Genomic DNA, 14,126 nt, shown 5'->3' with positions numbered 1-14,126 from the left:
GCCTTTTTATTGCCGCTTACAAGGGACCGGACCAGCCGGCCAGGGTCATGCCCCGGTCATCCAGTGCCTTGAGCAGGTCTTCGATACTGTTGAAGCGTTTCTCATGGAGAGCGGGCCAGGCGGGGCGTTCGATGAACCAGCGACCGGATTCCCAATGGATTTCCGTTCGCACGAGTGCATTGTCGCGGCTGCGGTGAACCAGCAAGGTGGAGCGGGGTTCCTGTTTCAAGGTGTACATGCCCGGACGATTCAGCAATTGATCGATCTCCTTTTGCGTCTGGGCGTTCCACGGCGTCTGCACCTGCAGACGCATATCACCTTTTACCTGCCCGGTCGGCTTGCCCTTGTCGTCCAAAAAAGTCCTTCCGGGATCAGGTTCGAACCCACGGGACTTGCCGTAGCCAACGTCTTCGATACGCAGACCGATGGCATCTTCCAGCTCACTGACGCCGGCGACGCCCTCGAAAGTGTTGGAGTGTGAATTGCCCATGAGCGAGACCCATTTGTGTGGGCCGTGCGCGGCCTGATCGGCCTCGATGATTGTGTGGGCATAGAAATTCATCATCTGCTGTCGACTTGTCGCTTCGAGGCCTCGCATGCCTTCCAGCCGGTAGCTGGCCATGCAGTCGATGGCTTGAACGCGCACCCCCTGACGGTTGGCTTCCTTCACCAGGTTGAGGAAGGTGTAGCGTCTTGTGGGATCGGTGATGTGACCCTGGTCGAGGCTCTCCAGATAGAGCTCAAGATCACGAGGCATGACCGAGGTTCTGGCAAAGTTGTCCAGTGCCGCCTGATGGAAGTCTGTGAGCAAATGTTCCATGTACAGGGTCTTCACGCCTTGTCGGGCGAGCACTGGCATCTGTTTGATGAGCCATTGTTTGCTGCCGATCTCTGCATGGCTTTCGCCGATGACGAGACCGTTGAACTGCTCCAGGGATTTTTCGATGAACGATTCGGCGCTCGCGGCCTGATCGATGGACGCCAACATCGGACGCGGAGCCAGATTGAACTCGGCATGAAAGCGAATGGCAGCTTCACGCAACTGTTGGCGCAAAGCCTTGAACCTCTCGAGTGCCGGATCAGCATCAAAACTCACAAAAGCATCGCCCAGTGTTCGCTCGTTGCCGATGACCGCGGCATTGTTCAGCTCATTGCGAAACGCTACGGGAATTTCATAAGGTGAATTGATCAACGGGGTATCAGGCAGTGACACTTCAGGATTGACCACTGCGCCGGCACCGGTGGTGGATGCCGAAGGATCAATGCCCGGCGATTGCCCCTCGGCCGCCAGTGGATCGATGCGCACGCGCCGGAGTGTAAGGCCTTCATCGTTCAGAGCCGTCGCCAGTTCCTGAACACTGTCGAAGTGCCGGCCGCTGACGGATATCCATTTGGGGCGGACGATGAAAAAGCCTCCGGCATCCTTCTGGATCGTTGTTGTAACCAGCGTGCCGTCGCCGCTGCGATGGATGAGGGTGGAGGGTTCCTGGATCATGAACATGCCCCTTCTGGGTAACGCTTCTTCGAGCGTTCGGGCGGTGATCGTCGGAGGAGGTCCGTTCAATTGCAGGCGCAGGTCACTTTTAAGCAGGTCGACAGGGTTGCCGGCAAGATCACGTACCTTTTTGCCCGGATCGGTTGTGAGGCCTTCCGCCTGACCCGCGGTGATCTCCTCGACTCGCAGCGTCGGCGCGCCCTCCAGTTCACCCAGGCCGGCGACTTTGTTGAAGGTGCTGGCACGCCCCTCATCCAGCAGTGCCACCCAGCGATGGGCACTGCGTGCTGCCTGATCGGCCTTGATCACGGTGTCGGAGAAGTAGTTCTGCATCTTGCGGCTGCTGACTTCAGACGTGTGTTCCATGTACGGGAAGCGCCGGCTGGCCATGCAGTCGATAGCCTGCACACGGATATGGCTTTTCTGTGCGCTCCTGATCAACTCCGTATACGAGTGGGGTCCTGTCGGATCGGTGCCGAAGCGGGTATCCAGTGATTTCAGATAATCTTCCAGCGCAGTCGGCATCCTGCCGGACTTGTGGAACGCATCCAGGTCTGCCTGATGGAAATCGCTCAGAAGATGATCCAGATACAGGGTTCGGACCTTCTGTTTGTTCAATGCCTTGAAGTTGTCGATCAACAGGCCTCGGGCGCCCACCCCGGTGTTGTCCCGTCCGATCACCAGTCCCGGCGTCTCTTTGAACAGGCGTTTGGTCATGTCGGCGAACGGGGTGGCGGGTTTGAAGGCTGGCACGAGCGGGCGAGGAGGCGAACTCTGGGCGCTGTAGAAGTTGATGGCATCGTCATACAGGCTGCGGCGCAGAGTCTTGAAGTCCTGATAGAGGCTGTCGCTCATGTGCAGGTTGTCCAGCGGAAAACCCTCGGCACGGTTCTCTGCCAGTGACCGTAGCAGGGTTCTGGAGGCTTGCTCGGTGTCATAAGGCATGGCCGTTGTGGCCGACTCGGGCAAGGGGTCGGCCGTATGACCCCAGGGCCACTCGCCAAACACCTTCATTCCCCCTCTGAGTCCTGGGCGAGCGACCGGCTCCCATTTCAACGCTTCGTTCAGGCGTACCGGCACGTTGCGATAAAACGAATAGGGATTGGCCGGGTCGACAATGACCCAGCTACGCATCTGCTCAACGTAACGTACCTGGTAGAACCCCTGGTTGCCCCAAGCCCGGCGCATGTAGATGTAGTGCTTGCCGGACGGGGACTGAATGATCTCCTGGAGTTTGGGATCACCGGTTTCCATCCGCGTCCCCTCATTAATCTCAGTCTTGAATGACGCCAGAAAGTCCTCCGGCGCTGCCGGCAGGACTTGCTCCGGTGCGATCTCTGCCAGTGTCGGCAGCGGTGAACGTGCCAGTGCGGCTTCGGCCAGTTTCTCTTCAGGTTTTACGGACGGTCCGGTCTGAGCGAGTTCTTCCTCCGGCGCGAGGAAGGTCTCGGTCTCGGCAATCTCGGGTAATCGCCCGCTGCCTTTGATGAACGTGGCGTTGAACAGCGTATCGATGGCCGCGAAGATTGCTCCGGTTACGCCGGCCTTGCGCGCCTGCGGTGTCTTGCCGTTGACCGCCTGATCGATCTGCAATCCGACGTTGGCGATGCCCGCACCGACCACGGCCAGCGCTACCGGCCAGCCAACGGCCGCCATCGGCCCGAATACGCGGTTGAAGGCGTTGAGGTAACCGATCCACAGTTTTTTGCGCAGATCACCATTGGAATGCAGCATGAATTCCGCATCGCTGATCATGCGGGCGTGGGTGGCGGTCGCCAAAAAGTTGAAGATATCGCCGCTGAGCGCTGTACCGGTGTGAGCCACCAGCGTGTGATCGTCGCTGTCCCAGGTGCTGACGAGCAGATCCAGCACATGGTTCAGCCCGACGTTCTCGATATGCGGTGCGCGCCACAACTCCGAGATACCTCCCACCAGCGGGCCGAAAGCCCAGAGCCAGCGCCGTTTCGCGACTGCACGCCAGGAAGTGTCCTCCATGATGTCGTGATCGGCGACCTGGAAGTGCGACATGAAGCGCTTGCGGTCGGACGGATTTCTGATTTGCGACAGCACCCACCAATGCAGATCGCGGGCGTTCTGCAGGGCATGCACGCCCCAGATTTCTCCCGGAACGTAGAGAATCACTCCGCCCTTGCCATCGGTGATGCACAGGATGTCGGTGGCGACAAACCCGCCGATTTTCAACAGGCCGATACGCAGTCCATCGGCTTGCGCAGCCTCTTCTTCGAGCATTTCGCGGGTCACCGGCCAGCTGACATTGCCGGCGATGGCTTTGACAGCGGTGCGGAAATTGTCGTCCGACAGCCGACCGCCTTCCCGGTCTTCCATAGCCTTGGCCAGGAAGGAGCACTTGGCCAGGGTTCGGAAGGTCTTGCCGTGCTTGGTCCAGAACGAATCGACCTTGTTCCGGTAGCGGTCGGCGAAATTGATTGCCCAGAACGCTTTGAGCACGTCGCGGCTGTGCAGCTTCACTTCGTTGGTTTCGTTATAGGTGCCGGCGTCCGGGCCGGCGGTATAGAAACCTGCGTCGGAATCGAGCAGGTCGGCGTTGTCCTGGTCGTGAACGCTGAAGCGCTGAATCACCAGTTGCGGCAGGGTCATCGATTCGCGCGGGGTTTCAAAGAGGTGCTCCCAGCCGGTAAAGGTTCGCGGACTGCTTTGGGCTGCGTGAAAGCGGTGCCAGTAAACCTGTTCGGGCTCCAGGTGAGCGAGCTCATGGCTGGCGAGGATCTTTCTGGCAATCGCGCAGGCCATTTCATACATGTCGGGGCAGGCCTCGACCAGAGCGGGAACCAGAGCCTTGAGGGCATTTCTGTCGGCGGTGTTGGGCAGTGCCGTGTCGTGTGTCGTGTCCACAGTCTTTCCTTGAGCGTGGTGGATAAAAAACGACCGCGATCATTTCAAGAGGTGAAGGATTCGTCTGTCAGGCACATGGCTGTTGGTTTGTCGTCTGAAGGAAAAGGATGCGTCGGAAGCAGGCTTTACACCTGTCGTCTGCGGCCATCCGCCGCGCTGCCCTTACTGTTTCGCAACCGCAGGTGTATCGTATTCGCCTTTTGCGGGCGCCCTGGCCTGCGGCTGATACGAGAGGTAGTTGTGTCCATGTCCTTTACTCGTCGACAAATTCTCGGTGGCCTGGCCGGTCTTGCAGTGGTTGGCGCGGGAGCCGGTGGTGCGACGCGGTACTGGCTGGGCAAGGTGGCCGATGCCAACGCCGGGCATGACTACGAGCTGATCGCTGCACCGCTGGATGTCGAGCTGGTGCCCGGGCACATGACCGAAGCCTGGGCGTTCGGCCCGTCGGCGCCGGGCACTGAATTGCGCGTGCGTCAGGGCGAGTGGTTGCGGGTGCGGTTCATCAACCATCTGCCGGTCGCGACGACCATTCACTGGCACGGCATTCGCCTGCCACTGGAGATGGACGGCGTGCCGTACGTTTCGCAACTGCCGGTGCTGCCGGGTGAATACTTCGATTACAAATTCCGTGTGCCGGACGCCGGCAGCTACTGGTATCACCCGCATGTCAGCAGCAGCGAAGAGCTCGGTCGCGGGCTGGTCGGGCCGTTGATCGTCGAGGAACGAGAGCCGACCGGGTTCAAGTACGAAAAGACCCTGAGCCTGAAAAGCTGGCACGTCGATGAAGAAGGCAACTTCGTCGAATTCAGCATTCCCCGCGAAGCCGCCCGTGGCGGTACGGCGGGGCGGCTGGCGACCATCAATGGCGTGCCGTCGCCGGTGATCGAGTTGCCGGCCGGGCAGATCACCCGTGTGCGTTTGCTCAACCTCGACAACACCCTGACCTATCGCATCAATATTCCCGGCGTCGAAGCGCAGATCTATGCGCTGGACGGCAACCCGGTCGAGCCGCGCCCGTTGGGCAAGGAATACTGGCTCGGCCCAGGCATGCGAATCTGCCTGGCGATCAAGGCACCACCGGCCGGTGAGGAACTGTCGCTTCGCAACGGCCCGGTTCGCCTCGGTACTTTACGTTCGGTGGCCAACAATGACGCGCCGACCGACTGGCCGAAAGCACTGCCGGCCAACCCGGTGGCCGAGCCGGATCTGGCCAATGCCGAGAAACTCAACTTCAATTTCGAATGGGTCGGTTCGGTGTCGGTGAATGTCGACAACGGCAAGCCGCCGAGCCTGTGGCAGATCAACGGCAAGGCCTGGGACATCACCGACAAGACCTGCGCCGACCGGCCGATTGCCAGCCTGAAACTGGGCCAGAGTTATATCTTCGAACTGAAGAACATGACCCAGTACCAGCACCCGATTCACCTGCACGGCATGAGCTTCAAGGTGATTGCGTCGAACCGGCACAAGATCGTGCCGTACTTCACCGACACTTATCTGCTGGGCAAGAACGAGCGCGCACAAGTGGCGTTGGTGGCGGATAACCCGGGTGTCTGGATGTTCCACTGCCACGTGATCGATCACATGGAAACCGGCCTGATGGCCGCTATCGAGGTGAAGTGATGCGCCAGATTCGCCCCGCCGCGATCATCGACCGCAGCCGAGACCGCGACTTCATGCGTGAAGCATTGGCGCTGGCCGCCCAAGGCGCGGCCCTCGGCGAGGTGCCGGTGGGCGCGGTGCTGGTGCAGGATGGCGAGATCATCGGTCGCGGCTTCAATTGCCCGATCAGCACCAGCGACCCCAGCGCACACGCTGAAATGGTCGCGGTCCGCGCCGCCGCGCAAGCAGTGGACAACTATCGTCTGCCGGGCAGCACGCTGTACGTGACTTTGGAACCGTGCAGCATGTGCGCCGGGTTGATCGTGCATTCGCGGGTTGCTCGCGTGGTGTACGGCGCGCTGGAGCCCAAGGCCGGGATTGTGCAGAGTCAGGGGCAGTTCTTCACCCAGGGCTTTCTCAACCATCGAGTGCTGTATGAAGGCGGGGTGCTGGCGGAGGAGTGCGGGGCGGTGTTGACTGAGTTCTTCAGGGCGCGGCGGGCAAAACCTTCAGACTGAATACAAAACCAATGTGGGAGCGAGCCTGCTCGCGATCGCGGTCTGACATTCAATACTTCGGTGTCTGTCAGATCCAATCGCGAGCAGGCTCGCTCCCACAGTTTTTTGGGTGTTCGGAGGAATTATTTCTTCGCGACAATTACGGCCCGCATCGGCGCCGGCAGGCCTTCGATGGTTTTGCTGTGGTCTTCAGGATCCAGGAAGTCGCTCAACGACTGATACTTCATCCACTCGGTCCCACGTTGTTCATCGACCGTTGTCATGCTGACATCCACGCAACGAATGTCAGTGAATCCTGCACGTCGCAACCACAATTCCAGCGCCGGCACCGACGGTAAAAACCACACATTACGCATCTGCGCATAACGGTCTTCCGGCACCAGCACCTGATGCTTGTCGCCCTCGACCACCAGCGTCTCCAGCACCAGCTCTCCGCCCTTCACCAGGCAATCCTTCAACGCCAGCAAATGCTCGATCGGCGAACGGCGGTGATAGAACACGCCCATGGAAAACACCGTGTCGAAGCCTTCCAGATTCGGCGGCAGGTCTTCGAACGGGAACGGCAGGTGCCAGGCATTCGGTTCTGACAGATAACGCTGCACCGCCTGGAACTGGCAAAAGAACAGCCAGTTCGGATCGACACCGATCACGCTGTCGGCACCTGCGCCGAGCATGCGCCACATGTAGTAGCCGTTGCCGCAACCGACATCAAGGATGCGCTTGCCCTTCAGATCCAGGTGCGGAGCGACCCGCGACCACTTCCAGTCCGAGCGCCACTCGGTGTCGACGTGCACGCCGAACAGGTCGAACGGCCCTTTGCGCCACGGCGACAGGCCCATCAGCGCGGTGCGCATTTGTGCGCGGGTTTCGTCGTCGCAATCGGTGTCCAGCTTCAGGCCGGTGAGCAGGTCGACTTCGGTCGGCTGGATCTTCGGCAGGGCGTCCAGCGCACTTTGCCAGCGCTCCAGATCGCCGTGGCCTTTCTCCATTTTCTTGTCGAGTTGCGCTTGCAGGGTGTCGGCCCAGTCGGCCAGCGGTGTACCGGCCAGACGGCGGGCGAGGGGGGACAGATCAATCATGGCAAGGCAATCAACGAGGCAAAGTTAAGACACTGGAACCACGGCACGACTTTCGAGAACCCGGCGGCCAGCAGGCGCTCGCGGTGTTCTTCGAGGCTGTCGGGCTTCATGACGTTTTCGATGGCGCTGCGCTTCTGGGCGATTTCCAGTTCGCTGTAGCCGTTGGCGCGTTTGAACGCCACGTGCAGGTCGGTCAGCAGCGCGTGTTCTTCGGCATCGTTGAAGCGCAGCTTCTCCGACAGGATCAGCGCGCCACCCGGCAACAACGATTGGCGAATGCGCGAGAGCAACGCCGTGCGCTGCTCGGGGGCGATGAATTGCAAAGTGAAGTTCAGCGCCACCACCGAAGCCGGTTTGAAATCGAGGGCGAGGATGTCGCCTTCGATCACTTCGACCGGCAGCAACTCCTGGAACATCGAGTCCTGACCGTTGAGGTACTCGCGGCAGCGCTCGACCATCGCCGCCGAGTTATCCACCGCGATCACCCGGCAACCGTCGGTGCGCACGTGTCGACGCAGGGCCTGGGTTACCGCACCCAGTGAAGCACCGAGGTCGTAGAGCACGCTGTTCGGCTGGGCGAACTGTGCCGCAAGTACGCCGAGGTTCTCGACGATGGTCGGGTAGCCCGGCACCGAACGCTTGATCATGTCCGGGAACACCCGCACCACGTCTTCGTTGAAGGCGAAGTCAGGCACCTGGGCCATCGGCTGGGCGAAAATGCGATCGGGTTCTTTGCTCACGGCGGTTCCGGCGGTGTCGATGAAAAGGCCGGCATTTTAGCCAAACTGGCGCGCAGATGCGCGGGTTGTCTGATAAACCGTGGGGGGGAATTTGTTCAGCGGGAGGCTGTCAGGTTGGAGTGAAGTGAGATGAGCGACCAGGCACCAGTCAGGTACTTGGTCGTTCAAGATTAAAAGTTGATTACAGGTTGTTAAAAAGTACGGTGTAGGTCGATCGACCAGCAATTTTCAGTTCTTCGTTCTTGTTGTCGACACCCTTGAAGTCAAAATCGATATTGTAATGCAACTGCTTTGCGGTGTTTGCCACGACCTCTACTGAAACAGAACCGCTAACGGCGTTGTACATGTAAGAGGTGGTAAAGCCGGGAATGGTGGCCGTTTCAAAGTAGTAAAGACTTGGAAACTGTGGATCTGTCGCTGCATATGTGCCGCTCTGGATATTTTTATCGAATATCAGCACCAGACCCTTCTTGCTTCTGTGAGAGTAATCCTGGGAGTTAGCGCGGGAAACAAGCGCAATCAAGTCACTGTTGTTATCTGCTTCGAATTCAACGATTTGGGTTTGAAAGCCTACGCGGCCCGACACAGTGGCTTTGGTTTCTGCGCTGACGGTGATGGCAGGCTCGGATGCGCCGCGTTTTTTGCTTTGAAAAAAGCTCATGTTGTTCTTCCTTAGGTTAGATAGGTGGTTGATGACGCCACTCGAATCTTAATTCCACAGGAGGAAGCGGGTTACTGTCAGATATGACAGTTTTTAAGAGCTTTTAGCGATAGATGAAAGCAGCGTTCATTTCGATTTCTGATTGAATGCCGACGCCGCAATCCCCCACTGCCCCAGCCAGTAACTGAGGATGATGACGTACGGCGCGGCGTGGAACGGTGCGACAAAACGGTCGATACCGATCACGCTGTCGGAGAACACGAACGCCACCGCGCCGCCCGCCGCCAACAGTGCCGAACGTTGCGGTACGCCGCTGCCGAGGCGGGCCAGGGCGCGCCAGAGCATGGCGCTGATGGCGGTGCCGTAGACGATCACCGGCACGGTCAATGGCCCCAGTCCGCTGGAAATCAGGATACCGAGCAGGATTGCGCCAACGCCAACGGCAAGGATCAGCGGTAGCAGGGCCAGACGCCGGCAATCGCTCAGGTAAGCCTTGAGATACGCCAGATGCGCGATCAGAAAAGCACCCAGGCCAAACACGAACAAATCTCCCGGCCATGCCAGCAACACATCACCGAGCAAAGAGAAAATCAGGCCCAGACTGATCCAGCGGCGATAGTCACTCGGCGGCGCATCGTGCAGCCAGCCCAGCAGTGCCAGCACCGGCAGCGGTTTGACCAGCAGGCAAAGCAGCGCCGCATGGGTGCTGACGCCATAGAGAAAGGTCGCTGCGCCCATCAGCGCGAGGATCAGCCAGCCCACGATCAGTTCACCGAGATCGCGCAGTCGAAGGTTTCCACCGGCTCGACTTCAGGCTCCCAGGGTTGCTGCGACGTCAGGCGCAAGCGCCCGGTGCCGGGAGCAAAGGCCTGGAAACGCCAGGTGGAGAAACCGCCCGCGCCGACCATGCCGGAATCTTTCGGGCTGCTGTAGACCTCGGGACTCAGCGCATGCAACACGCCGCCGGCCGAGTCCTGAATGGCCCAGCGATAGCCGGTGGTGGGGTTGCTTGGCAGTATGACGGTCAGGTTCTGGCCGTTGCTCAGCCGCACCGGGCATTCGCTCTGTTTTTCCACGGTCACGTTGGTTTTCGGTTGCGTGGCGCAGGCGGCCAGCAGGGCGAGGGACAGGGGGACAAACAGGCGAGTGGGGGACATAGGCTCAGTGGCTCCGGCGTTGGCGACGAACGGCGAGCATAACTGAAGATGAGACAAAGTGTGACGACGCCTTCGCGAGCAGGCTCGCTCCCACAGTGGTCCGTGGCGAACACATAACTTGTGCTACTCGCCACAAACCCTGTGGGAGCGAGCCTGCTCGCGAAAGCGGTGCTCCAGGCGCTACTGAGCTATCAGAAAAGCACCTTCGCCACATCCGAAAACTTCTTGGCAAAGTGCACGGTGATCCCTTCCTTCAGGTAATCCGGCAGCTCTTCAAAGTTTCCGCGATTCGGCTCCGGCAGAATCAGCTCGAAAATCTTCTGCCGCCGCGCCGCAATCACCTTCTCGCGCACCCCGCCAATCGGCAGCACATGCCCGGTCAGCGTCAGTTCACCGGTCATCGCCACGCCTTTTTTCGGCGGCTGATTACGGGCGAGCGAAAGCAGGGCACTGGCCATGGTCACGCCGGCGCTCGGGCCGTCCTTCGGTGTCGCGCCTTCCGGCACGTGCAGGTGGACGAAAGCCTCGTCGAAGAATTTCGGATCGCCACCGAATGACTTCAGGTGCGAACTGACGTAGCTGTAGGCGATCTCCGCCGACTCCTTCATCACATCGCCCAGTTGCCCGGTGAGCTTGAAGCCTCGGTTCAGGGTATGAATCCGCGTGGCTTCGATCGGCAAGGTCGCGCCGCCCATGCTCGTCCAGGCGAGACCGGTAATCACACCGGTGCCGGACAGTACCTGCTCGTTGCGGAACACCGGATGGCCGAGGGACGCTTCGAGGTCTTTCGGCCCGAGCTTGATCACCGCTTTCGGGTCGTCGATCAGCTTCATCACCGCTTTGCGCACCAGTTTGCCCATCTGTTTTTCCAGCTGGCGCACGCCGGCTTCACGGGCGTAGCCGTCGATCAGGGCTTTCAGGGCGCTGTCGCTGATGCTCAGGCTGCCCTTGGACACGCCGGCCTTTTCCAGCAGTTTTGGCCACAGGTGACGTTTGGCGATGGCGACTTTTTCTTCGGTGATGTAGCCCGACAGACGAATCACTTCCATCCGGTCCAGCAACGGGCCGGGAATCGAATCCAGGGTGTTGGCGGTGCAGACGAACAGGACTTTCGACAGGTCCATCCGCAGGTCCAGATAGTGGTCGAGGAATTCGACGTTCTGTTCCGGATCCAGCGTTTCCAGCAGCGCCGAGGCCGGGTCGCCCTGGTAGCTCTGGCCCATCTTGTCGATCTCGTCGAGCATGATCACCGGGTTCATCACTTCGACGTCTTTCAACGCCTGCACGAGTTTGCCCGGCTGCGCGCCGATGTAGGTGCGGCGGTGGCCCTTGATCTCGGCTTCATCGCGCATGCCGCCGAGGCTGAAGCGGTAGAACGGCCGGCCGAGGGATTCGGCGATGGATTTGCCGACGCTGGTCTTGCCCACGCCCGGCGGGCCGACCAGCAACACGATGGAGCCGCTGATTTCGCCTTTGTAGGCACCGACCGCAAGGAATTCGAGAATGCGATCCTTGATGTCGTCGAGGCCGGCGTGGTGTTTGTCCAGCACCTTGCGCGCGTGCTTGAGGTCGAGTTTGTCCTCGCCGTACACGCCCCACGGCACCGAGGTCGCCCAGTCGAGGTAGTTGCGGGTGACCGCGTACTCCGGCGATCCGGTTTCCAGGATCGACAGTTTGTTCATTTCTTCTTCGAGGCGCTTCTGCACCTGCGTCGGCAGGACTTTGCCCTCCAGACGCTGCTCGAACTGTTCGAGGTCGGCGCTGCGGTCGTCCTTGGTCAGGCCCAGCTCCTGCTGGATGACCTTGAGCTGCTCTTTAAGGAAGAACTCGCGCTGATGCTCGCCGATCTTGCGGTTCACTTCGGCGGAGATTTCTTTCTGCAGGCGCGCGACTTCGACTTCCTTGCGCAGCATCGGCAGGACTTTTTCCATGCGCTTGAGCATCGGCACGCAGTCGAGCACTTCCTGCAGCTCGGGGCCGGTGGCGGAGGTCAGGGCGGCGGCGAAGTCGGTCAGCGGCGACGGATCGTTGGGGCTGAAGCGGTTGAGGTAGTTCTTCAGCTCTTCGCTGTACAGCGGGTTGAGCGGCAGCAGTTCCTTGATCGCGTTGATCAGCGCCATGCCGTAGGCCTTGACCTCGTCGGTCGGCTCGGTGGGCTGGTGCGGGTATTCGACTTCAACCAGATACGGCGGGCGATGGTGCTTGAGCCAGGTCTTGATGCGCACACGGCTCAGGCCCTGGGCGACGAATTGCAGTTTGCCGTTTTCGCGGCTGGCGTGGTGCACCTTGACCAGGGTGCCGTACTGCGGCAGTGCCTTGGTGTCGAAGTGGCGCGGGTCTTCCTGGGGCGTGTCCATGAAGAACAGGGCCAGGGAGTGGTGTTCGGATTTGCTGACCAGTTCGAGGGTTTCGGCCCAGGGTTCTTCGTTGACGATGACCGGCAGCACTTGGGCCGGGAAGAACGGGCGGTTGTGGATCGGGATGATGTAGACCTTGTCCGGCAGGTTCTGGCCGGGCAGGGCGAGGCCTTTGCCGGGGACGTGGTGTTCGATGTGTTCGGCGTCGGTTTCGGTGATGTCGTCGGGGTTCTCGGGGAATTCTTGCTGGTCGCTCATGGGGCACCTGCGCAATGGGGTATGGGTCTTAGATGGGGCAGGGGTTTGGTGGTTTCAATGGGGGTGGGTGTTTCTGGTTGTGTGTTCAGGGTTTTGACAGGGTTTCGGGGGGCTTGGCGGCCTCTGGGCCGACCATGCTCTGGGTGTTTGGGGTGAATATCCGTTTCTGCGGGTGCGCTCGCTGGCGGTTTCGCTTTTACAGCGAGTCCCTTTTGGCAAACGCCCCAAAAGGAACCAAAAGGTTTCGCCCCGGCGTTCGGCCCTCGCAAGCTCGGGTCCCTTCGCTCCGGCGTCCCTCCGGGGGCATCGACTTCGTCGATGAGTTCGGCTTCGCCAAACGGCGCTGCGCGCCAATCCCCGGATGAACACCTCCACTCAGCCTTCCGAAGGGGCGGGTGGATCAAGATCAAAAGCGTTGTCGAGCTAACGCTCATCCGGTTTGTTTTGGGCGCCGTACGCGGGTTGGTCGACCGGGGAATGGAACCTGGCAGGGCGTAGGCCCTCCCGCGCATGGCTGTAACTTGATCGTTCCCACGCTCTGTGTGGGAATGCAGCCCGGGACGCTCTGCGTCCCTATCGAGCTGCCAGCGAATACAGTCTGTCGCTGGCAGGTCGGTTTCGTCAGGGCGGCTCAGCTGTGTGTTGGGTAACGCTGTACTTCGACGTTATCCAGCACCCGATTCACCGCCAGCTCGGCCAGCATGATGATTTGCTGAATGGCCAGGATTGTCCGCCGCTGCGGGAGGTCGATGTGTGCGGCGATGTCGCTGGTCATGAGGTTGGCCTGTGCCAGTGATTCGCAGGCGTGGACCAGCAGGCTTTCGCTGTCCTGATCGGGTGCGACCTGGAACATGGTGCTGGGTTTATGGAAGCGCAGGGTGGTGGCGTTGGGTTTCAGGTAGTGGTCGAGGGCGCGCTCGGCGGCTTCGTGGAGTTTTTTGGAATCTGGCGATTCGTAGGGCGATGCGTCGTTTGATTCGGGGGGATTGGGTGTTGGTTTTTTCATGGTGGAACTCCGAATGAGAAGTGGAGCTACCTGCTCGATCACCGCGACGCGATAGAGGGAGGCAGCTGTGCGCGGGGTCGCGGACCGAGTCATTCGGCAATCTCGGCATACCCGAAGGTATCCCGCGCACAGCCACCATCAAACCAAACGAAAAACACCTGAGTGTTCCGGTTTGGGCCGGCGATTATGCATCAAATCGAATGAACTGCTCGGGCCGCGACGCCCCATCGCTGAATTTGCAGCGACCCCCAAAGCCTATCCACCCCGTTTCCTAGGGACAACCGACGCGACTTGTCGGAATCGTCCCCGAAAAACACCCCGTCTGTAGGACATACACGCCCCGTGTAAGAAAACGCAGCCCACAAAAAAAGGCGACACC

Annotated in this window: 10 protein-coding genes; 2 read left to right on the top strand and 8 right to left on the bottom strand. The window is 60.1% G+C overall.

The genetic code is table 11. The annotated features are described in order from the left end of the window. Window positions 1-16: 16 nt before the first annotated feature. Entirely contained in the window at window positions 17-4,369 is a 4,353-nt protein-coding gene (locus DLD99_RS23280; protein WP_244220754.1) for a membrane-targeted effector domain-containing toxin, read from the bottom strand. Between the two features lie 246 nt (window positions 4,370-4,615). On the opposite strand from DLD99_RS23280, the gene DLD99_RS23275 reads away from it, so the two are divergent. Next, on the top strand, window positions 4,616-5,992 hold the full coding sequence (locus tag DLD99_RS23275) for a multicopper oxidase family protein (protein ID WP_114885337.1): 1,377 nt from the start codon (window positions 4,616-4,618) through the stop codon (window positions 5,990-5,992). Continuing rightward, window positions 5,992-6,489, top strand: a complete 498-nt coding sequence (gene tadA, locus DLD99_RS23270; protein ID WP_114885335.1) for a tRNA adenosine(34) deaminase TadA — start codon at window positions 5,992-5,994, stop codon at window positions 6,487-6,489. The genes DLD99_RS23275 and tadA overlap by 1 nt, the downstream gene beginning before the upstream one ends. A 122-nt stretch (window positions 6,490-6,611) precedes the next feature. On the opposite strand, the gene cmoB is transcribed toward tadA, so the two are convergent. From cmoB to DLD99_RS23235, 7 genes are all read right to left on the bottom strand, one after another. After that, window positions 6,612-7,568: a tRNA 5-methoxyuridine(34)/uridine 5-oxyacetic acid(34) synthase CmoB gene (cmoB, locus tag DLD99_RS23265; RefSeq protein ID WP_114885333.1), complete on the bottom strand. Its 957-nt coding sequence runs from the start codon at window positions 7,566-7,568 to the stop codon at window positions 6,612-6,614. Continuing rightward, entirely contained in the window at window positions 7,565-8,272 is a 708-nt protein-coding gene (gene cmoA, locus DLD99_RS23260; RefSeq protein WP_219737186.1) for a carboxy-S-adenosyl-L-methionine synthase CmoA, read from the bottom strand. The genes cmoB and cmoA overlap by 4 nt, the downstream gene beginning before the upstream one ends. Before the next feature lie 217 nt (window positions 8,273-8,489). After that, window positions 8,490-8,969 (bottom strand): hypothetical protein, encoded by a 480-nt coding sequence (locus DLD99_RS23255; RefSeq protein WP_114885331.1) that lies wholly within the window; start codon window positions 8,967-8,969, stop codon window positions 8,490-8,492. A gap of 126 nt (window positions 8,970-9,095) precedes the next feature. After that, on the bottom strand, window positions 9,096-9,731 hold the full coding sequence (locus DLD99_RS23250; protein ID WP_208647502.1) for a lysoplasmalogenase: 636 nt from the start codon (window positions 9,729-9,731) through the stop codon (window positions 9,096-9,098). 2 nt (window positions 9,732-9,733) lie between these two features. Beyond that, a complete protein-coding gene (locus DLD99_RS23245; protein WP_114885327.1) occupies window positions 9,734-10,126 on the bottom strand; it encodes a protease inhibitor I42 family protein in 393 nt (130 codons plus the stop codon). Between the two features lie 191 nt (window positions 10,127-10,317). Next, on the bottom strand, window positions 10,318-12,741 hold the full coding sequence (lon, locus tag DLD99_RS23240; RefSeq protein WP_114885325.1) for an endopeptidase La: 2,424 nt from the start codon (window positions 12,739-12,741) through the stop codon (window positions 10,318-10,320). Window positions 12,742-13,372: 631 nt separating this feature from the next. Further along, a complete protein-coding gene (locus DLD99_RS23235; protein WP_065258705.1) occupies window positions 13,373-13,747 on the bottom strand; it encodes a DUF6124 family protein in 375 nt (124 codons plus the stop codon). Window positions 13,748-14,126 lie beyond the last annotated feature (379 nt).

Origin of the sequence: Pseudomonas kribbensis (genome assembly GCF_003352185.1) — a bacterium.
Lineage (GTDB): Bacteria > Pseudomonadota > Gammaproteobacteria > Pseudomonadales > Pseudomonadaceae > Aquipseudomonas > Aquipseudomonas kribbensis.
This window is presented reverse-complemented; position numbering and strand designations above follow the sequence as displayed.